Annotated in this window: 15 protein-coding genes; 3 read left to right on the forward strand and 12 right to left on the reverse strand. The window is 45.6% G+C overall.

Features of this window, described 5'->3' with window-relative positions; genetic code table 11:
- The first annotated feature begins 59 nt into the window (after nucleotides 1-59).
- Nucleotides 60-521 (forward strand): IS200/IS605 family transposase, encoded by a 462-nt coding sequence (tnpA, locus tag AC1RNB_RS14125; RefSeq protein WP_493083774.1) that lies wholly within the window; start codon nucleotides 60-62, stop codon nucleotides 519-521.
- A 498-nt stretch (nucleotides 522-1,019) separates the two neighbouring features.
- Here tnpA and AC1RNB_RS14130 read toward each other — a convergent pair whose 3' ends face one another.
- The 6 genes from AC1RNB_RS14130 to aspS all read right to left on the reverse strand — a co-directional run bounded on the left by AC1RNB_RS14130 (nucleotide 1,020) and on the right by aspS (nucleotide 8,348).
- Nucleotides 1,020-2,303, reverse strand: coding sequence for a replication-associated recombination protein A (locus tag AC1RNB_RS14130; protein WP_493083776.1), 1,284 nt, complete (start codon nucleotides 2,301-2,303; stop codon nucleotides 1,020-1,022).
- A 62-nt stretch (nucleotides 2,304-2,365) separates the two neighbouring features.
- Entirely contained in the window at nucleotides 2,366-2,881 is a 516-nt protein-coding gene (locus AC1RNB_RS14135; RefSeq protein WP_493083778.1) for a hypothetical protein, read from the reverse strand.
- An 11-nt stretch (nucleotides 2,882-2,892) separates the two neighbouring features.
- Complete coding sequence (locus AC1RNB_RS14140; protein WP_493083779.1) at nucleotides 2,893-3,840, reverse strand: transglutaminase family protein; 948 nt, start codon at nucleotides 3,838-3,840, stop codon at nucleotides 2,893-2,895.
- Between the two features lie 11 nt (nucleotides 3,841-3,851).
- Nucleotides 3,852-4,793: an alpha-E domain-containing protein gene (locus AC1RNB_RS14145; RefSeq protein WP_493083781.1), complete on the reverse strand. Its 942-nt coding sequence runs from the start codon at nucleotides 4,791-4,793 to the stop codon at nucleotides 3,852-3,854.
- A 99-nt stretch (nucleotides 4,794-4,892) separates the two neighbouring features.
- On the reverse strand, nucleotides 4,893-6,350 hold the full coding sequence (locus AC1RNB_RS14150) for a circularly permuted type 2 ATP-grasp protein (RefSeq protein ID WP_493083783.1): 1,458 nt from the start codon (nucleotides 6,348-6,350) through the stop codon (nucleotides 4,893-4,895).
- 168 nt (nucleotides 6,351-6,518) lie between these two features.
- Complete coding sequence (gene aspS, locus AC1RNB_RS14155; RefSeq protein ID WP_493083785.1) at nucleotides 6,519-8,348, reverse strand: aspartate--tRNA ligase; 1,830 nt, start codon at nucleotides 8,346-8,348, stop codon at nucleotides 6,519-6,521.
- Between the two features lie 251 nt (nucleotides 8,349-8,599).
- Between aspS and AC1RNB_RS14160 the strand changes: the two genes are divergently transcribed.
- Together AC1RNB_RS14160 and AC1RNB_RS14165 are read left to right on the forward strand one after the other, a co-directional pair.
- Complete coding sequence (locus tag AC1RNB_RS14160; RefSeq protein ID WP_493083787.1) at nucleotides 8,600-9,703, forward strand: MFS transporter; 1,104 nt, start codon at nucleotides 8,600-8,602, stop codon at nucleotides 9,701-9,703.
- 100 nt (nucleotides 9,704-9,803) lie between these two features.
- Nucleotides 9,804-10,259, forward strand: coding sequence for a hypothetical protein (locus tag AC1RNB_RS14165; RefSeq protein WP_493083789.1), 456 nt, complete (start codon nucleotides 9,804-9,806; stop codon nucleotides 10,257-10,259).
- A 9-nt stretch (nucleotides 10,260-10,268) separates the two neighbouring features.
- On the opposite strand, the gene AC1RNB_RS14170 is transcribed toward AC1RNB_RS14165, so the two are convergent.
- The 6 genes from AC1RNB_RS14170 to AC1RNB_RS14195 all read right to left on the reverse strand — a co-directional run bounded on the left by AC1RNB_RS14170 (nucleotide 10,269) and on the right by AC1RNB_RS14195 (nucleotide 20,429).
- Nucleotides 10,269-11,402, reverse strand: coding sequence for a glutathionylspermidine synthase family protein (locus tag AC1RNB_RS14170; protein WP_493083791.1), 1,134 nt, complete (start codon nucleotides 11,400-11,402; stop codon nucleotides 10,269-10,271).
- Nucleotides 11,403-11,476: 74 nt separating this feature from the next.
- Nucleotides 11,477-11,812: a hypothetical protein gene (locus tag AC1RNB_RS14175; protein ID WP_493083793.1), complete on the reverse strand. Its 336-nt coding sequence runs from the start codon at nucleotides 11,810-11,812 to the stop codon at nucleotides 11,477-11,479.
- 10 nt (nucleotides 11,813-11,822) lie between these two features.
- Nucleotides 11,823-12,161, reverse strand: a complete 339-nt coding sequence (locus AC1RNB_RS14180; RefSeq protein ID WP_493083795.1) for a hypothetical protein — start codon at nucleotides 12,159-12,161, stop codon at nucleotides 11,823-11,825.
- A 406-nt stretch (nucleotides 12,162-12,567) separates the two neighbouring features.
- Nucleotides 12,568-12,993 carry a hypothetical protein gene (locus tag AC1RNB_RS14185; RefSeq protein ID WP_493083796.1) on the reverse strand — a complete coding sequence of 142 codons (426 nt, stop codon included), beginning with the start codon at nucleotides 12,991-12,993 and terminating at the stop codon, nucleotides 12,568-12,570.
- Nucleotides 12,994-13,047: 54 nt separating this feature from the next.
- Nucleotides 13,048-14,103 (reverse strand): NAD(P)/FAD-dependent oxidoreductase, encoded by a 1,056-nt coding sequence (locus AC1RNB_RS14190; RefSeq protein ID WP_493083798.1) that lies wholly within the window; start codon nucleotides 14,101-14,103, stop codon nucleotides 13,048-13,050.
- Nucleotides 14,104-14,210: 107 nt separating this feature from the next.
- A complete protein-coding gene (locus AC1RNB_RS14195; RefSeq protein ID WP_493083800.1) occupies nucleotides 14,211-20,429 on the reverse strand; it encodes an alpha-2-macroglobulin family protein in 6,219 nt (2,072 codons plus the stop codon).
- Nucleotides 20,430-20,615: the final 186 nt, after the last annotated feature.

The following is a 20,615-nucleotide window of genomic DNA, read 5'->3' on the forward strand; positions in this document are numbered from 1 at the left end:
TACAAATACAGGGTTATAATTTTTTCTTTCCGCAATATGCGCTGTAATTTTTCATCGTTATGGCGGATACCTATACACAGTTATATGTGCATATTGTTTTTGCGGTTAAGTACCGGCAGGCTGCTCTTTCTAAAGAATGGGATGAGCGACTACGGCAGTATATAACCGGGATTGTGCAGAACAACCGGCATAAGTTGATTGCTATCAATAATATGCCGGATCACCTGCATCTGTTTGTTGGATTAAACCCTGCACAATCGATTTCTGCACTGATGCAACAGGTGAAGGGCGATTCTTCTGAATGGATCAATAAGGAAAAACTGGCAATCCATCAATTTCGATGGCAGGAAGGCTACGGTGCGTTTAGTTATGCACGTTCGCAGATGGATACGGTTGTTAGATATATTCAGAATCAGCAGATTCATCATAAGCGTAAGAAGTTTTTGGCGGAGTACCGTGAAATGTTGGAGGGATTTTATGTTGAGTATGATCAGACCCGGTTATTCACGGAAATGGAATGATTCCGAAATTGTTAAGGGTAGCCCTTCCAGGGCATCTGTAAAAACACAGTGGGTTGTGAGTTACAAACTGATTGCCCCTCCGGGGCAACTTATATGATGAGGATATTGGTTTTATCGTAAAATCTATAGCATTTTAATATGAATCCCGGAGGGATTCCCCGTTTGTAGACCCGAAGGAAGGAGATATGCCATTGCCCCCGGAGGGGCAACACATTAGCGGGTATGGTTAGAGTTGAGTATAATCAGACCTGGTTATTCACGGAAATGGAATGATTCCGAAATTGTTAAGGGTAGTCCTTCCAGGGCATTTGTAAAAACACAGTGGGTTGTGAGTTACAAACTGATTGCCCCTCCGGGGTAACTTATATGATGAGGATATTGGTTTATCGTAAAATCTATAACATTTTAATATGAATCCCGGAGGGATTCCCCGTTTGCAGACCCGAAGGAAGGAGATATGCCATTGCCCTGGAGGGGCAACACAACAACGATATGTGATCAATACCCATATTTCCCCTTCCAGCGTTCCCGTAAAAATTTACGTAATTCATTTTCGCGGACATTGTTTCCGGGATCATAGAAAGTGGTGCCGGCAATTTTTTCGGGCAGGTATTCCTGTTCAATAAAATTACCTTCTCCCAGATGCGAGTATTGATAACCCTTACCGTATTGCATATCCTTCATCAGTTTGGTAGGTGCATTGCGTATATGCAGAGGTACGGGCAGATCTCCGTTTTTCTGTACTGCACTCAGGGCGGCACCAATGGCCGCTACTGCCGCATTACTTTTAACGGAAGACGCCAGGTAAGTAGCGCACTGTGATAAAATGATCTGGCTTTCCGGATATCCGATCTTGGACACGGCATCAAAAGTAGTATTAGCCAGCAACAAAGCGTTGGGATTGGCATTGCCGATATCTTCACTTGCAAAAATGAGCATGCGGCGGGCAATAAATTTTACATCCTCCCCACCTTCTATCATTCTTGCGAGCCAATATACCGCTCCATTCGGATCGCTGCCCCGCATACTTTTGATAAAGGCTGATATGATATCGTAATGCTGCTCTCCCTGTTTATCGTAAAGGGCTATTTTCTTTTGAGCCACCTGCATCACTAACGCGTCTGTAATCACCATCCCGGTTGAGTTGTTGGTTTTATCCGATAACTGTGTCTGTACCACCAGGTCAAACAGGTTCAGTAATTTTCTGCCATCACCACCACTGATAGTGAGTAAGGCTTCGGTTTCTTTGAGCTGTATATGCAGTTGGCTGATCTCTTCGTCTTTTTCAATGGCCTGTTGCACCAGTTTTACCAGGTCTTTCTCCTGCAGTGCTTTTAATACATAGACCTGGCACCTGCTCAGCAACGCACTGTTTACTTCAAAAGAAGGATTTTCGGTAGTGGCACCGATCAGGGTAATAATACCCTTTTCTACTGCACCCAGTAAAGCATCCTGCTGGCCTTTGTTAAAGCGGTGGATCTCATCAATGAATAAAATGGTCCCCTGCTGTTGTTTGGCCTGCTCGATCACTTCCCGTACTTCTTTCACGCCACTGCTGATGGCACTTAACTGGAAATAGGGAACCTGTAAGCTATGTGCGATAATATTAGCGATAGTGGTTTTACCCACACCCGGTGGCCCCCAGAGGATCATGGAAGGAATTCGTCCCTGCTCAATGGTTTTGCGCAGAATACTGTTCTTACCGGTCAGGTGCTCCTGTCCAACCAGGTCGTCCAACGTAACCGGACGCATTCTTTCTGCCAATGGGGTAGCGCTGTTCACACCGGAAAAGTAACAAAAAATCAGGGGCTGTACAGCAGCTTTTATTGACTGCAGAGTAAAACTTATTCAGAAGGGCGGGCTTCAAACAAGTAACCATAGGTTTTCATGATCCTGAAATTGATCAGGATATGGCTGATGAGGATGCAACTCACAAAAAACATAAAATAAGCCACTCCTTTCATGATGGTAAGGAAGAGTTCGGTGGTTAATATGGCCGGGATATTGGGCTGCGTTTCGCGGAACTGGTTCACAAACTGGCGCAGGCTGATATCGCCCATAAAGAGAATGCTGACGGCATTCAACAGGAAAAGCATACCCATGAACATTGACACAAAAGCATTTACCCGGATCCAGTCGCGGAGCGATGCGGAGCAGGGGCGTTCTACATCAATATGTTTGGTCAGAAATTTCAGACTGGCAAAAGTGTAGATCACAAAAGCGGCCAGCACAAATACCATCAGCAGCAGGGCAGGATTGGCCAGTGCACTGAACAGGAACAGGAAATCCATAAAACCGAACATGGCCGCAATAGGCAGCAGGATAAAAGTAAGAATACGGAATATGGTCAGTTGTTTCATGGGGCAGGCAATTATTGTTGCTGTTGCCCGGCAAAGTTATCAATTATAAGCTCATGAATGGCAGGGGTTACTTGCTTTTCTAACTGAACATTGGTTAATTCTTCAAAGGTTTCGCCATCTTCGTATCCAACCGATACATATACGGATAATGATTGTCTGGCGGGTCCTTTAAAAGTTCCCTTAACCGGTGTGCAATCTGTAAAATCCCTGCCAACCGCCAGTTTTACATGGTGATTGGTGGCCCAGACATTATTGGTAGGATCAATACCAGCCCAGCCATAGCCCGGAATATAGGCTTCTACCCAGGCATGGGTGGCCCCTTCCCCCCGCATACCGTTTTTATTCGGACAGATATAACCACTTACATAACGTGACGGTATACCCATCATCCGCAACAGTTCCAGCATTACATGTGCAAAATCCTGACAAACACCGGCTTTCTTTTCAAGAATTTCATCAACGGTTGACTCAATGGTGGTAATGCCTTTGATATAGGTGAATTCGGTAAAAATAAAACGGCAGGTGTCTTCTACCACCAGGCGGATATTGTTTCCGGGTTGGTTCAGTTGCTGCACATACTGTTCCATCTGGTCTATTGAATCCATTCTGGACACCCGTTCCAGTTCCAACAGGTGAAGATCGTTGTAAGCCACAGCTTCCACATCTTTCGCAAATGTGTCTGATGGAAGCGGGATCTGCTCTGGAGACAAGGTTCTGATCAGTAATTTACTTTCGATGGTAAGTTCACGGTGAGGACGTAACAAATTGAATGTACCGATTTTATTACCCCAGTAATCGGTATAAGTGAATATTTCCGGATGATCAGTGATCACTAATTCGTGCTGCAGTATTTCCTGTTCTGCAGATTGATATGGGAAGATCATGATATTATTCATACTCTCCTTTACCGGTCGGTCGTACTCGTATTTGGTGATATGGTATATCTTAAAAATCGGCATCTGAACTTTGTTTACGCATAAGAAAAATATGTTTGTCCTAACAGTCTGCTGAATTCGTTCAGCTCATGCCTGATTTCTTTTAAAAAGGATTCCATACCGGTTTCTGCTACGATAGCCAGATCTGAAAACTTTACATAACTATGCAAACGACCGAACATACGGCACAAAGGGGGGCTACCTTCTACCGGATTCATTTCGCTTACATCGCAAAGATATTTGTTTGCTCTGTCTAACGCATAATACAAAGACCTGGGGAAATTTTTATCGAATAATACCTGTTGTGCCACATTACAGTTATGGTTCTGGTTACTGTAATTTTTCAGGTGCAGTTCATATCCTGATAAGGCCAGCAACAGACTTCTCCAGAAAAGGATATCCTGTTCATCCGTAAAATCATAATTTACTTTTCTGAAAAAAATATTGGTGAACTCTACCGTTAATAAACAGCGCTCGGTAAACTTCCCGAGGTTCATATAGTTCCATCCCTGTCCGCGGGGCATAGTACTGTCAGTAATACCGCAAAACTGATCACTGCTGGTGATCATGGCATCTATGGCCACAATGGCATCCGGTCCGGCCAGTTTTTCAGCCAGGGCAGGGTGGGTAACCATATGGTACAGGTGGTTAACCTGCTCCCATACTTCTTTGGTGATCTGGTCCTGTACCCCTCTGGCATTTTCTCTGGCCCGGGTAACAATTACCCTCAGTGAATTCAGGTTATGGGTATCTGTGATCATGTACTGTAATACGGCAGCATCATTTGTTTTTAAGGCTTCGATCTCCTCCTTCGATAAAGCAGTGAAGATCTGCAGGGCGGGCCCCCAGGAAATACCACTGGCCTGTACTTTATCAAACGATAGAATATAGCTGGTTTTCAGTAAACGCAGCATGCCATCCGCTCTCTCCATGTAACGGTGCAGCCAGAATAATGAGTCGGCGATTCTACTGAGCATAAGTGGTGTGTTGTGAATGGTGAATTGGCAATGGTGAGCGGTCAGTAGTGAGTAGTCAGTTGAGATAGGGTTCTTAACTTCCCACTCACTACTCACTACTCACGTCTCCCGCAGATCAATCACCCAGGTATCCTTGCTTCCTCCTCCTTGTGAGGAATTGACTACGAGCGAGCCTTCGCGTAAAGCTACGCGGGTTAAGCCGCCGGGTACAATGTCAATGCCATTGGGGCCACACAAAGCATAAGGCCGAAGATCCACATGCCTTGGCTGTAACTTTCCATCCAGCAAACAGGGAACCGTAGATAATTTAATGATCGGTTGCGCAATAAAATTCCTTGGATTGGCGAGGATACATTCTTTTGATTTTTGCAATTCCTCTTTAGTAGCACTGTTGCCCATGACCATGCCATAACCACCAGACTGGTTGGTTTCTTTAATGACCATTTTTTCCATATTCTCAAATACATACTGTCGTTCGGCTTCATTCTTCATCTGGTAAGTAGGCACGTTTTGCAGAATGGGTTCTTCGTTGAGGTAGTATTTGATCATGGCGGGTACATAGGCATATACCGCTTTGTCATCGGCCACCCCGTTTCCCAGTGCATTTACAATAGCAACATTTCCTTTGCGGTAGGCACTCATCAATCCGGGAACGCCCAGCGCACTATCCGGTCTAAACACCAGCGGATCAAGAAACTCATCATCTACCCTGCGATAGATCACATCTACCTGTCGCAATCCGGCCGTGGTTTTCATGTACACTTTCTGGTGATCCACTACCAGATCCCGCCCTTCTACCAGCTGGATGCCCATTTGCCTCGCAAGAAAAGTATGTTCAAAATAAGCTGAGTTAAATACACCCGGTGTTAAGAGTACCACTACCGGATTTTCTGTTTGCCGTTGTGATAATGCCACCAGGTTATCATGCAGGATGAGAGGATAATTATTGATCATCCGCACATTGCTGTTTGCCAACAGATCGGGAAAAATTCGTTTGGTAACTTCCCTGTTCTCCAGCATATAAGATACGCCGGATGGCGTACGCAGGTTATCTTCCAGAATGTAAAAAGTGCCATCATCTCCCCGTATCAGATCGATACCGGCAATATGCACATAGATATCATTGGGTACTTTGATGCCGAATACTTCTCTGGTAAAATGCGGACAGGAGGCAACCAGCGCAGCAGGGATCACTTCATCGTGAATGATCTGCTGCTCATGGTAAATATCTTTCAGAAAAAGGTTCAGAGCGGTGAGTCTTTGTTTGATGCCGGCCTCAATATGCGCCCATTCTGCTGAGGTAATAATGCGGGGAATGATATCAAAGGGAAAAATTCTTTCTATCCCCTCATTATCGCTATACACGGTAAATGTGATACCCTGGCTCATAAAAAGTTCGCTGGCCAGTTTGTCTTTCTGCTGCAGGTCGGGCAGGTTCAGTTTCCGGATAGCTTCATAGATACTGTGGTAAGGCTGTCTGATGCCATCTGCATCTTTCATTTCGTCCCATATCAGGGGCATAGCAGGGTAGTGCTGGAAGAGGGTTTCTCCGGTCATATGCAGTTAATTTGTATGGTCAGGTACAAATAAAATAGTTGCCACTCCGGTGGGGAAGTAAGCAACTGCTACAAGTTAAGGGAAAAATAAAAGGGAAACAACCAATGGGCAGTAAAAATGGCGGAACTGCAGATGTACTGATCCAATCTGCCGCTCCGCCACTAAAAATTATCCTTTCAGGTTCAGTTTGATCTGTAATTCATCAAACTGTTTATCATCGATGCTGCTGGGGGCATCCAGCATAACATCACGTCCGCTGTTGTTTTTAGGGAAGGCGATAAAATCGCGGATGCTTTCACTGCCACCCAGAATGGAACACAAACGGTCAAAACCGAATGCGATACCACCGTGCGGCGGCGCACCATATTCAAAAGCACCCAGCAGAAAGCCGAATTTGTGCAACGCTTCTTCCTCGCTCATGCCAAGTGCCGCAAACATCTTCTCCTGCAGTTCGCGCTGGTAGATCCGGATGGAACCACCACCGATCTCATTTCCGTTCAATACCATATCGTATGCATTGGCTTTGATATTGGAATAGGGATGCTCCAGGTATTTATCAGCGTTCTCGATCAATGGGTTATTATTGATCATCACTTCTATCTGATCCGGTTTGGGAGAAGTGAACGGATGGTGACGCGCTACCCAACGGTTCTCTTCTTCTGCATATTCAAACAAAGGGAAATCCATCACCCATAATAACTTGAACTCATCTTCTTTTCTGAAACCAAGGCGTTTGCCCATTTCCAGACGCAGTTCACTGGTGGCTTTACGGGTCCTTTCTTCACGACCGGCAAGGATCAATACCATGTCTCCCGACTTGGCACCCGCAGCTTCGGCAATGGCTTTTAATTTATCTTCTGTGTAAAATTTATCTACGCTGCTTTTATAAGTGCCATCTGCATTACACTTGATGTACACCAGTCCCTGCATACCAATCTGCGGACGTTTTACCCACTCCGTCAGTTCATCGGTCTGTTTGCGGGTATATTCGCTGCAACCCGGTGCGGCAATGGCCAATACAGTTTCTGCATTGTCGAATACACCAAAACCTGCACCATTGATCAGTTCGCCGGTGGCCTGTATTTTACCGCCTTTTAAAAAGGCTGATTTCAGGTTGGCGATCTGCATCCCAAAACGGATATCCGGTTTGTCGTTACCATACTGCCACATAGCATCTTCCCATGTCATACGGGTCACCTGCTCGGTATAGTCAATATTCTTTACGTCTTTAAAAATGCGTTTGATCAGGCTTTCAAACATATTCAGGATATCTTCCTGCTCTACAAATGCCATTTCACAGTCTATCTGCGTAAACTCCGGCTGCCTGTCGGCACGCAGGTCTTCATCACGGAAACATTTAACGATCTGGTAGTAGCGGTCGTAACCACTCACCATCAGCAATTGTTTGAAGGTTTGTGGCGATTGAGGTAACGCATAAAACTGACCCGGGTTCATCCTGGAAGGCACCACAAAATCCCTCGCACCTTCCGGTGTTGATTTGATCAGGAAGGGCGTTTCAATATCCATGAAATGGTTTTCATGCAGGTAGTTTCTGGCAGAACGGTTTACCGCGTAACGCAGTTCCAGGTTTTTCTTTACCGCATTTCTGCGCAGATCCAGGAAACGGTATTTCATGCGCAGGTCATCACCGCCATCGGTATCGTCCTGGATAGTAAAAGGAGGGATGGCAGATTTATTTAAAATCTTGAATGACAGCACCACTAATTCAATCTCACCAGTGGCGAGATTGGCGTTTTTATTGCTGCGCTCCGATACTTTTCCGGTTACCTGTATTACAAACTCTCTGCCTAAGGGTTGGGCATCCAGTTGCACATTCAGCTCTTCGCCAAATAATAACTGGGTAATACCGTAACGGTCGCGCAGGTCCACAAAAGTGATGGCGCCGAATTTTCTGACTGTCTGCACCCATCCTGCCAGGGTTACTTCTTTAGTTACATCACTGATCCTTAACTCTCCACATGTGTGTGAACGATACATAAAATAACTTGTTTTTCGATTGCTTATTCGGGGGGCGGGAATCGTGAGTCGTGAGTCGTCAGTGGTGAGTAAAATTCAACTCACGTCTCACGATTCACGTCTCACGCCTTCCGCCCCTCGTTCGGACGGCAAATATAACCGAATTGGGCCATCCGGGGATTTTGAGGCCAAAAAGCGGGAAATGTGGATTTTGATAGCATCTTTGTGCCATGCAACCAGTGCCCATATCAAAAAAGGCCCACCGATTGGCTGTGGCTGCTTTCTTTTTTATTGCCGGGATCAATTTTGCCAGCTGGGCCAGCCGGATTCCGGATGTAAAAGCCAAATTACAGCTGAGCGATGCTGCCCTGGGCGGGGTGCTTTTTGCACTTCCAGTGGGGTCGATGATCAGTTTGCCTTTTGCGGGCTGGCTGGTGGCTAAATTCGGGAGTAAAAAGATAGTTACCATTGCGGCCATTGCTTATCCGCTTAGCCTGATCCTGATCGGCTGGGCTGGTACCGTTTGGCAATTGGTGCCCATGGTGTTTGCATTTGGTCTGCTGGGCAATCTTTGCAATATCTCCATCAATACGCAGGCGGTGGGTGTAGAATCTTTATATGGCCGCTCCATCATGGCTTCCTTTCATGGCATCTGGAGTATGGCGGGTTTTACCGGTGCGGCTATCGGCACTTTTGTAGTGTCCAATAATATTACGCCTTTGATCCATTTCAGTTTTGTGGCAGCGGGCTGTGTGGTCAGTGTGATACTGATCCGCCAGTATGCGCTGGCCAAAGATGCCGGCCATCCCGATCAGCCGCTTTTTGTAAAACCCGATGAACACCTGCTTAAACTCGGACTGATCGCTTTCAGCTGTATGGTTTGTGAAGGCACCATGTTTGATTGGAGCGGGGTATATTTTCAAAAAGTGGTAGCCGTTCCCAAAGAAATGACCACACTGGGTTATGCGGCATTTATGAGTACCATGGCTGGCGGCAGATTCTTAGGCGATTGGATCGTAACCCGTGTTGGTAAAAAACTGGTACTCGAAGGCAGTGGTATTACTATCGCTGTGGGTTTATTGATCGCTGTTTTGTTTCCTTCTGTTCTTCCTGCTACTATTGGCTTTTTATTGGTAGGCATCGGGGTTTCTTCTGTAGTGCCGTTGGTATATAGCTCTGCCGGTAAATCCAAAACCATGTCGCCGGGCGTGGCGCTTACGGCTGTATCAACCATTGGTTTTCTGGGCTTCTTACTCGGCCCGCCTGTTGTAGGTTTTATGGCCCAGGCATTCAGCCTGCGTTGGTCTTTCACCCTGATTGCTTTGCTCGGTATGGGCACCACTGTTCTCGCTTCTATGGTTAAGTGGGAAGAGTAAGGATTTGTTAAAAAACTGCCAAAAGCTGCTTCATCTGTCTTACAACTGTTTTCTGGTAAAAGAATTGGATAGGTAATACTGTGTTACTAAAACCAATGGTATGAAAACAAGTCTACGTTATCTCTTTTTCATCGCGGTCTTATTGTTTGCACAGAGTTGTACCAAATCGCTGAATGGTACCGGAGAGCCACCCATTGCGGGTTCCTGGGTATTGAGCGAATCGTCTAAGAACAGCGGAAACGGCTGGTACTATTTCGATACCGGACTGGAGCAGGGTGTTTTCCGTTTTTACAATAGCGGAGCTGCTGAGTATGATGATGGTTACAATTTCATGCGTGGCAACTGGCGTATCCGAACCATCAGTTCCGGCTACTATGATCAGTATGGCAACTGGAACAACGATCTGCATGATTCGTTCGAGATCCATGTGTACGATCGTGTTACACAAGGTTCCGCCGATCTCAATTTTGATGATGTGGTGTTTACCGGCAACCGGATCATTGCTACCAATTACAATGGGTATACCGTTGCGCGGTATACGTTCCGAAGGTATTAATTGTTGTTATCAGGAAACGATCATATGGGGCACAAACCGGCTCTTGTTATCAGTAACTAAAGTATCAGCTTCGCGGATACCGATACCGGCGGGTTCCTGGCCAATCACCCAGCTCCCGATCACAGGATAATGATCTGCAAAATTGGGCAGTGTAAATAATTCCTGGTAGATATAACCGTCGGCTCCGTATTCTCCTTCAGTTTGCTGAATGGTCAGCTGTTTCATCACCAGATCTATATTCGCTCCTTCGCGGGAGAGGATGGGTTTTCTGGCATAGTTCTCCAACCTGCCTTCTTCAAAATACGCAGGCAAAAGATAAGGGCAATCCGGATATAACTGCCACAGAATGGGTAACAGGGCCTTGTTGGATAAGATCATTTTCCAGGCGGGCTCTATCCAAAGCGCGCGGTTGCTGTCTTCCGGAATATGTTTGCCAAAATCTTCGGCCAGTAACCATTCCCAGGGATATAGTTTGAAGATATTGGTAACGGTCAATCCCTCCAGGTCAACAAATTGTTTTTGCTGCTGGTCCCAACCCAGGTCGTCAATGAATACCAGTTTGGTTTCGATACCGGCCTGTATGGCGCAGTCGCGGATATATTCGGTATTGGTCAGGTCTTCCAGCGTTTCTTTCAAACAGGTAAAATGCAGGATGCCCGGATTGAGGTAATTCTTTAAATATTTCCAGTATTGTATCAGCCGCTCATGTATGCTGTTGAACTGGTCTTTCAGCGCATCTTTATCCTGCAGCCAGAACCATTGTACAATGCCCGCTTCGTATAAACTGGTGGGTGTATCTGCGTTGAACTCCAGCATTTTGATCTCGCCGTTTTTATAACAGAGATCAAAACGGCCATAGATAGAAGGATGATCTTCCGTCCAGCTTTTTTCAATCAACGGCACGATCCATTCAGGGATACTGAACTGTTGATAAAGTTTATTATCTATCACGTGCTGCACGGCCCCCAGACAAAGTTCCCAGAGCGTAGCCGTTGCTTTTTCAATCGCCAATACTTCTGCCAGTGGCAGTTCATAATACACGGATTCATCCCAATACGGCACATTCGCGGTATGAAAACCAAAACCCAGTTTTTCAACTTCGGCCTGCCAGTGGTTTCGGGGTGTGGTAGTGATTCTTTTCATTTTTTTCCCGTTGGGGAGTTGCATTAGATAGTTAATAAAGTAAAGATGATGATCGCAGTTATGTAATGAACACCTTAGCTACTCACACTGAAACCGCTTCTGCCAAACCCACCTCTGGTTACGGCACCCTTAAAACGGTTACTCCCGATATTGGAAAAAGCGGGAATACCTCCCGAATAATAGCCCGCTCTTCTGTATTCGCCATTGCGGTAGTTGCCATAGGGTCTGAATGCATAATACCATAACAGGGCCGTACCCACACCACTGTGATGGTGTACACGTGTATACGGTGCGGTTGTATCGCTGCGCAGGTGTACTTTGTTGTTCTCGTCCCAGTCGTCTTTGGGCTTGTCGCAACTGGCCAATGCGGCCGTGATCAGAACCAGGTTAATGTATGTCGATTTTTTCATGTTGGCTGCTTTACTTCACGGTGATGAAGATCTCGTAATCCTTTTTCACGCGTACCGATTTGGTATCACCCGCTTCATTTTCGGCCACGGTATTGGTCATGCCCAGGCTGGGTAATGTATCGCGGTATACCAGGGTTTTTACTTCCTGGTTTTTTGCCCAGATGCGGTGAGTGGTGATCAATACATCATGTAAACTGTCCAGGTGCTCTACCTGTATGGCAGTTTCTACCGCCCCGTTTTTGTTAACGGTTTCGGTAATGTCTTCGTTTTTTTCCTTGCAGGAAAACAGGAATAATAAAGCGGCGCTGCCCAGAATCGCTAAAACGATCGGTTTCATTTGGTTATGCATAAGTAGTCAGTTGTAATTTGGTGTATACGGTTCCATTGCCCCGTTATATGGCGGGACGGCTACTCTGGAAAGATAGGCGTAAATCCCAGTCTGTCTGCTGCCCGTTCGTAATACGAAGCACTGCTAACAGCACCAACTGGTACTTACTTTCTTTGTCCGGAAAGGTGAATGGAACGGAAGGCTTAGAGGCCCGGTGGTTTGATGTGCTGACGAAATCTAAAAAGCAGGAATTCGAGCAAGTGGTTCATATGTCATGGGAGCGAGGCTCCATTTACTTTGAAGACATAAAGATATAGCGGAGGGCAGGATATGCGGATATAGAACCGGGTTAAACGGGACTTGCGCTTTCACAAGTGGTAAAGTATTCTTGATGAACGGTAAAATGACGGTTTTTCCGGCATTTTTGCTACATGGTTTCAAGTTCGTTTCGGTGGCGGGGTTTCCAGTAGAGATAATAAAAGCCCAGAATCAGGATGCCGATGGTGAAGGGAATCAGGGCCAGATGTTTGAAAGTAAGGTCGCCGATCAGTTCATAATGGTCAAAACCCAGGAATTCGCTCACCATCCAGTATGAGTTGGCGGTGATCCAGATTGTAATGGCGAGGTTATGACAGAGTTCAGACATGTACTGCCGGGTACGCCAGGCGATGATGATGGAAATGACCAGCGTAGGAATGATCATCACAATTCCCAATGGGCGCCATACCATACACCAGGCCACATCTTTGAACAGCCAGAATACAATGTGCAGGTTTTCCATTTTGCGGTAAGCCAGCGGAATCACATAACTGTTGTCTGCAGTATTGGTAGCGGGTGTTGAAGTGGTATCCATTCAATTAGCGTTGGTAGTGAGTTGATGGATACAATATTAATTTTTTGTGATGAATCAACGACTTAAAATCTTCGTAAAACGCCGTACATCTGCCTGTGGCATGATCGGTGTTCCATGCACGAGGTAATTGGCAAATTCAGCGGCAAAATAGGGCGACAAAGAACAACCCTTGGTGCCCATGCCATTAAACAGTCCCACCGATGCTGTTACCGGATGTAATCCCACAAAAGGTCTTCTCTCCATATTGGCCGGTCTTTCAGTTGCCAGGTGATCCATAGTTTCGAAAGGAAGTTTCACCCAGTGCCGTAAATGCGCTTCTGCTTTGTTCCTGAAATCGGGCGAGGGGTTGGTATCTGTAAAATCCCATTCATAGGTAGAACCTACCCAGAACAGATCTTCCTGCCAGGGCACTAACGTAAAACTTTGTTTGAAAATATTCGTCCTTGGTAAATCCGGGATCCGGACGATCAAAGCCTGTCCTTTGTTGCGGGCATACGGGAGGCTTTTAAAATAAGGATTGTCAAACCCAGCTACGCCATCGCAGAAAATAATTTTTTGAGCCTGTATATCCTGGTAGCGAACTACTTCCTGGGTGATCTGGCACTCCCCCAGCACAAAAGCATCTTCCCGCAATAATTGCTGCGCCTGCAAACTGGCACGCCATTTATCCAATAGTGTATGCAAATCAATCAGCCAGCAGGGATCAATCTCTCCAATGGTAAAGTCGTAAGTAAAATATTGTTTCCACTGGTCGGGGTTTTGTGGGTGGCGCAAATATTCCTGTTCAAAAGGTTGTCTTTCAGCAAAAGCCAGTACCATCTGTGGCGTAGGATGAAAGTCGAGGATATTGCATTGCCGGATCAGTTCCACACCCAGTTCTTCGCCCCATGCCCGGTAAGCACCCACTGCATAGGGCATCAGTGTTTCGATCTCCCAGGTACGCACCATTCTCCGGCCGGTAATGGGATTGATGACACCGCTGGCTACTTTGGTGGAGGAGAAGGGTTTGCTTTCATCGATCACCAGAACCGATTTGCCGGCTTTGATGAGCTCATGACTGAGAAATGTGCCACAGATTCCCTGGCCTACTATGATATAATCCACTTGCATCTCTACAAAGATGCTGCAAAAATTATTTTCTCTGGATACAAAACCGCGCCTTTGCGCCTTTGCGTGAAAATTAGCTCACAAAGGCGCAAAGGCGCGGGGAAAGAAGTTTAATGTGCAACCCTGATTTTGATTCCCTCTGAATGGCTGGTAAACTCCGGCGCATACATACACTGGATACTCGCAATGCCTGCTGAAAACAAACCACTATGTGTGATGAACATCGGATATTCAAACACATAAGTTCCTTTTGACAGGTGGTCTATGAAAAAGTTAGTACTTACATCTTTTGTACTCTCGTAATAACCTAATCCATCCTGCCATTTGTAACCACTCAATACATTTACCGGCTCCATGGCGGCGGCGCGCATGTCTTTCAGGTGCAGGTAATCCATATCCCGGTTACTGCGGAGTTCTAAGCGTACCACTACTTTGTCGCCGATCTTTAGTTCCTCCCCTTCGGTTACAGCCTGCAGCATTTTTCCGGCATCAGTATTTTTTTCGATGAAGATTTTTTTAGTGATGGATAAAGGAGTAACAGCGCTTGTGATCTTATCCAGATCTTCGAAATACTGCCAGTAAACATTGCCCCAGGAAGGAGATGTATTTTTTTGAGATCCGGTAAAGGGAGAGGTACCGGATTGCGTAGTTACGGTAATATTGCCCATATCGTTTGTAACACGGCTACCTTCGATCCGCTTTTTAAAATAGCCGGTTCCGGCAGCTGTTTTTTCATTGGTACTGCTGATCTGTGTTTTGCCCAGCTGGATGGTTACCGTTCTTTCCCTGTTCAGCCAATTATCTCCATTCAGCAACAAAGCATAACAGGCATCGGCAGTAGCGATGGTTGTTTTCCAGTGATTGGTCTGTTTGTTCAGCAATAACCAGGTGCGCATGGCATTCAGCTGTTTGTTAACAGCCGGGTCTTTTGTCTGCTGGTTGATCTCGCTGATGAATGCGATCAGCATGCTCTGGTGTTCTATGGGCGACTGGTACCAATATCTTCCATAAGCTGTTTTCCAGTACATACCCAGTTGCGGGTCAATTATGGCATTTTCGAGCAAAGCCGGTAAAATCGCTTGTGTGGCGGTTTTTTCAGCACTGTTACGGTAGAATACCAGTCCCAGTTGTGCCTTGTAATAACTGCTCTGCTGCACCCATGTTTTTTGGGCCTGTGTAAAAAAGTAGTCATAGGCTTTGGGCGATTGCTGCGCGATATCGCGGAAAAAGCTACGCATGTACAGATACTCAACCTGTTTGGAAGAAGGCAGGTATTTGGTCAGGTCAGCTTTGTTTTTGAGCAATGCCTGGTAATCCTCCTGGTTCTTTTCATCTGTGTAACGAATGGCATTTACCAACAGGTTACGGATTTTGCCGGCAGCTTCGGGCGATAAGGCTCCCAAACGTTTTAGTTTGCCAATGCCGGTAAGGATATAGTTAGTAATGTACCTGTCTTCATATCCTCCCTTGAACCAACTGAATGCGCCGTTGGGTAATTGCAGTTGGGTTAGTTTTTCAATCAGTGCATCTGTTTGTGTGCCCAGTTTTACCAAATCAAACAAAAGGGCCAGATTCTTTTTCTGTTGTTCTTCGCTTTCTGCTGCTAATACCCAGGGCGTTTCCTGCAGTAAGATCTGTTTCAGCGCTTCATTTTTCTGCAGGTTGCTTTGTAAGGAACTGCTGTCTTGCTGCCATTGCGTAAATACTTTTTTCAACAGGGGATCTTTGTTCACGATCCATGCGGCCAGCAGGTTGGCGTATAAACGGTTAAAACTCTGTTCGGCACATTCGTAAGGGTATTCCATCAAGTAAGGCAATGCCTGTACCGCATACCAGATCGGGTTACTGCTGTATTCAACGGTAAGGGCTTCCTGTGTAAGGCTCTCGCTGGTATTCCGTAACAGTTTATCAAAACGGAAGTTGCGGGTGGTATCGCCAGATACAAACAGGGGCAGACTCTCGGTTACCAGCATCCGGTTGGTAACTACGGGCAAAGTATTTTCTTCTCCATCACTTAAGGTACCGGTGCTCGCTTTGATGCGCCAGGTTAGCGGACGATTGAAATTAAAGGGGATCTGTACCGGAAATTTCACAAGGAAACTTTTACCTGCTTCTACGGTAAAATACTGGGTAGGAAACACATTCTGGAACCAGCCATCTACAGAAGTCAGGGTGGCGGCATCCAGCAGTTCCAGACTTACCTGTCCGGTCAGTTCTTTATCGCTGAGGTTAACGATTTTACTGCTCAGTTCCATGTTATCTCCTTCGCGTAGAAACCGGGGTGTATTGGGTTGCACCATTAATTGTTTCTGCGTAACTACATATTCGCTATTGTAACCAAAAGCCAGGTCACGGGTATGTGCCAGGCTCATCCATTTCCATTGGGTCAGGGCTTCGGGCATGGTAAAGCTGAAACTGTATTTGCCGGATGAATCGGCATAAAGTTGGGGCAGAAAGAAAGCAGTTTCGTTAAAATTCTTACGGGGTACTACCTGGTTCAGATCCGGCAATGGGGGTGTACTTTTGGCTGTTATATCAACAGCTTCATCAAGCGCAGGCGGAGCAAAGAATTTGTTGAGAGAGGTTTCTGTCAGCATGCTCTTATTCTGATCCATCGAACTATTACCCCGGATACGGACTGCTCCGGCAGATAGCGTCTTTTTCATAGGCAAGCCATAACCTGCTACCTCTGATTCACTCAATTGCTCAAGTGATCTGCGGAGCGAAAGGGAGAAATGAAATACGGAATCGTTGATCCACCTGCTCAGGTTCTGGTTCCATAAAGTATACCCATTCGCTGCCAACTGGTCAAATTCAATCGCAGCAACGGGCTGATAGGAAACGGGGACATTCTTTTCAAATGAAGCGGTTTCATGGAAATTAGCCGACCCGTTAAATTCGTTCCGGTAAGTATAGTTCTGCCAGAGATTTGGGATTGACCAGTTATGCGGATGAAACTGATCAAGCGAAGCATCATACATACCCGTCAGTAATTCAGCGGCATTTTTTTCCTTGTTTTCTCCCTGCACTGTCATAGTCCATTTTTCTTTGCTTCCCGGCTCTGTTTTGTTGCGCCAGGTGGCATACGTGATCTGTAGTTCTTTGTTACGCCAGGGTACTGCTATATCGTACGTGTTCTGGTATACCCGGTTGTTCCAAACAAATACTTCCGCTATACCCACCCCACCTCTGTCTTTTTCTGTAGCGGTGTAACGGATATTTTCAAGTCCTTTCTTTTTGTCTATAAATTGAAAAGCTCCTTTTTGATTATCCGGTTTCAGCATTTGTCTGATCACAAATACATGGGCATTGCTGCCACTGGCAAATTCCGCTGTTTCTCCCGGTTGAATGGATTGTTTGTAAGTAAAGTGGAAGTTGGTGGTATGCTTGCCAAATAACTGCATAGCAGTATTAAACACCTGCACATAGGTAACCGCAGTTACTTTTTCTCCGTAGGTATCTGTGCTTACCGCTTCGATCTTATAAAAACCGGCTGCCAGTGTTCCGGGTGTGATGGTATATTGGTCGGTTGTTTTGGTGTCAAGCGTGATATCTGATACGGATGTTGCTACCGGCCAATTTTGATAGTCTGATTCTTCCTCATATTCATCTGAGGGAAAATACTGGAGAAAGGCATCCTTACTCAGTATAAACTGATCAGGTCTTTGCCAGTACCTTTTTCTTACCATACGGCCCGGTTCCTGCAGGGCATAGATATGTAGTTGTACACTGGCAGTTTGTTTCTCATCACTGAGATTGGTAGTGCTGATACTGATTTTATTCAGACTGTCTGCTTCCATAACAGCAGGTGCGTTCAGCGAAAGTTGCAGAGAAACGGTGCCTATCCGTATAATGGTTTCGCTGCTTCTTGTTTCTCCATTGATGTCCGTTATATCTGCACTAACCCTATAGTCGAAATACGGATTGCCGGATCGGTCAATAATATCATCTGCCATCGCAATAAAGTCAATACTGAATTTACCTGTGGCATCGGTAATGGTTTCTCCGGAACTGATCTGCCGGTCATTACCGCCAGGGTAGGATCTTCTTCCGAATCTCCAGGGTTCATACCTATGAATGGTTCTGGTAACATTGTATACAACTTTGCTGCCAGCGATACTGTTGCCGGCATAAGCCATGGCATTACCGGTTACCGTAACTGTATCCTGTAAACGATAAGCCGCTTTTACATTGTCGAATGAGACCTGGAAAGCTGGCCGTTTGTATTCTTCTACAGAGAAATAGTTTCCTTCTGCCGGGATCTGTTTCAGCGAAAGACTGAAACTGCCGGTAAGCACATTTACAGGAAGCTGGAAATGTCCACTAAGAGAGGAAAAATCGGTAAGTGTCAGTTTTACAGAATCAATGATTTTCCGGTTGGCATCCTGCAGATACACCCAATAGGGTTCTCTGGAGGTAAAACGTTTGCTGCGTTTGGTATGATAATCTCTGCTGACAGCAATGCCTTTGAAGAAAACCGTCTGGCCCGGACGGTAGATGCTGCGATCCGTAAAAAAGAACATCCGTTGGTTTCTCTTTTCATACGTAACACTGTCAGGGTTATTACGTAAAGTATTATTTTGAAAAATATAATCCTGGTCTTGCGAAACTAACCGGTCATCTTTCAGTTTTAATACAAAGCTGGCACGTTCATTATTGGTTTCTGCTGTATAAGAGAAACGGCCGTTTTGGTCTGTGGTCTTTTCTGTTACCGGATAATTCACCCATTCACGACCCGAATACCATGATTTATAAATTTTGACAGTAACAGCGGGCATGGGCTGACCGCTTGCACGGTTCAGTACAAAAAAATCATTGCCGTTGCGTACATAACTGAGTTGGGATACCTGAAAATATTGCAGACTTAGGGTATGCAGGCTATCGTTGAATTGTTGATTATCTGAACAGAGTAAGGCATATCTTCCAAGGGGTAGTTCATCCAGTTTTATCTCTACTGCATGCAACTGGTGATCTTCAGTGGCAGGAAGGGAGACTATCATATTCCGGAATGCTTTCTGACGGGTTATTTTTTTCCAGGCTTCATCACTGGCGAAATCATTTTCAGGAAAATCAGTATTCTCTATCCGGATAATTCTGGCATAAAGGGTATCTATATTCCGGTAATTGACGAGTGCACGGAATGCAATACCTGGAAGATTTACAGACTCGGTTCTGGTACTTAACTCTCTGCGATGAATCTCCCGTATCAGGTTTTGCAGATTGCCCATACCGGGATGGTTTTCTTTGCCGCTAAATAGGGAAAGCGCTTTCTCTGCGAGTTCTTTTGCTTTCCGATAGCCCCATCTTCCGGTACTGTCCTGAAAGGGTTGATAGGTAGCCGCTTTATCTGCTTCTTTTCTGGCCAGTAAATACCAAACCTGCGCTGTTGCTATATTGGCGGGATAACTATCCGTCATTTCTTTCAGTGCATTTGTGTACAACACATTTTTTTCTGCCAGTTCGGTTTGTTGATAGGCCCATTCTATTCTTTCGGTATTCAGTTCCAGTAAAGCATTGGGGTCTGGATCTTTCCGGTGAAACTGCAATAACTGCTGAAATAACTGCAGGCTGTTCCAACTGGGCGAGCTGCTGTCTTTGGTAAGAAAACGATGGGCAATAAATTTATCCATCGTGGAGAGCGCGGGTCTTCCCGGAAGGATAAATGTGGTAGCTGGTCTCAGTAGGGCTGACCGGATCATTAACTGATCGGCTGATCTGAAATAATCCAGCGCTTCATGTGCCAGCAGATCATATAAAGTAGGCCGGAGATAACGGGCATTTCCTCTTTTTAGAATGGCATCGTAACGGTCTACCGGTGTTTGCTGCAGTAAGGCTGTGTTTTCCAATGATTGGGCCAAATGCTTTCGGATGGTTTGGGCAAAATCTGCAACACCCCAGGTGGTGATATCCGGTTGACTGGTGCCGGTTGTTTTTTTACGGTCATTGATCCTCCAGAAGTTGTTATCGAGGTATTGACGATACAGTTTCGCCAGCAAAGAGTGAAGGATGGCTTTCGCTGTTTCATCCCGGGTATCTGCCAGTTCTTTCCGGATCCTGTTCAGTAAAGAATCGGATGCGCCTTCAGTGATCCTGTTTTGTAAAGTATATTCATAAATCAGGCATTTTACCACCTGCGCATGTAATTGCTTTTGTTTTGCCTTTTTATATAATATAGTCACTTTATCCAGTGCCGACCTGGTAAGATCATTATGAACAATCAGGGTATCAATGCCGAGCCATTCTTTCTGGAAAAGGGAATCTGCCGGCTGTGCATACAGGTTGGCAGAGAATAAGATCGTAAAAACAAAAACCAGTTTTCTTAAAAACATGTAGCAATATTTCGGTGAAACAATTCCTTTACAGGATAGGATGCAAACTTGCTGATTAATTCATATAAGTGATAACCGATTAACAAAAGATTGTAAGTCGGGGATAGGGTAAAGGTAGGATAGCTGGGGTGGGAGCAGGGCAAAAAAATCCCGGTCAATATTGACCGGGATCGGGATATAAATAGG

The sequence above is a fragment of the Sediminibacterium sp. GW821-FHT12F12 genome, from assembly GCF_058806635.1.

What these genes read in the sequence shown, in the direction of transcription:
- tnpA (WP_493083774.1), top strand. Translation starts at nt 60, where the DNA reads ATGGCGGATACCTATACACAGTTATATGTGCATATTGTTTTTGCGGTT.
- AC1RNB_RS14135 (WP_493083778.1), bottom strand. Translation starts at nt 2,881, where the DNA reads ATGAAACAACTGACCATATTCCGTATTCTTACTTTTATCCTGCTGCCT.
- AC1RNB_RS14140 (WP_493083779.1), bottom strand. Translation starts at nt 3,840, where the DNA reads ATGCCGATTTTTAAGATATACCATATCACCAAATACGAGTACGACCGA.
- AC1RNB_RS14145 (WP_493083781.1), bottom strand. Translation starts at nt 4,793, where the DNA reads ATGCTCAGTAGAATCGCCGACTCATTATTCTGGCTGCACCGTTACATG.
- AC1RNB_RS14150 (WP_493083783.1), bottom strand. Translation starts at nt 6,350, where the DNA reads ATGACCGGAGAAACCCTCTTCCAGCACTACCCTGCTATGCCCCTGATA.
- aspS (WP_493083785.1), bottom strand. Translation starts at nt 8,348, where the DNA reads ATGTATCGTTCACACACATGTGGAGAGTTAAGGATCAGTGATGTAACT.
- AC1RNB_RS14165 (WP_493083789.1), top strand. Translation starts at nt 9,804, where the DNA reads ATGAAAACAAGTCTACGTTATCTCTTTTTCATCGCGGTCTTATTGTTT.
- AC1RNB_RS14170 (WP_493083791.1), bottom strand. Translation starts at nt 11,402, where the DNA reads ATGAAAAGAATCACTACCACACCCCGAAACCACTGGCAGGCCGAAGTT.
- AC1RNB_RS14175 (WP_493083793.1), bottom strand. Translation starts at nt 11,812, where the DNA reads ATGAAAAAATCGACATACATTAACCTGGTTCTGATCACGGCCGCATTG.
- AC1RNB_RS14180 (WP_493083795.1), bottom strand. Translation starts at nt 12,161, where the DNA reads ATGCATAACCAAATGAAACCGATCGTTTTAGCGATTCTGGGCAGCGCC.
- AC1RNB_RS14185 (WP_493083796.1), bottom strand. Translation starts at nt 12,993, where the DNA reads ATGGATACCACTTCAACACCCGCTACCAATACTGCAGACAACAGTTAT.
- AC1RNB_RS14190 (WP_493083798.1), bottom strand. Translation starts at nt 14,103, where the DNA reads ATGCAAGTGGATTATATCATAGTAGGCCAGGGAATCTGTGGCACATTT.
- AC1RNB_RS14195 (WP_493083800.1), bottom strand. Translation starts at nt 20,429, where the DNA reads ATGTTTTTAAGAAAACTGGTTTTTGTTTTTACGATCTTATTCTCTGCC.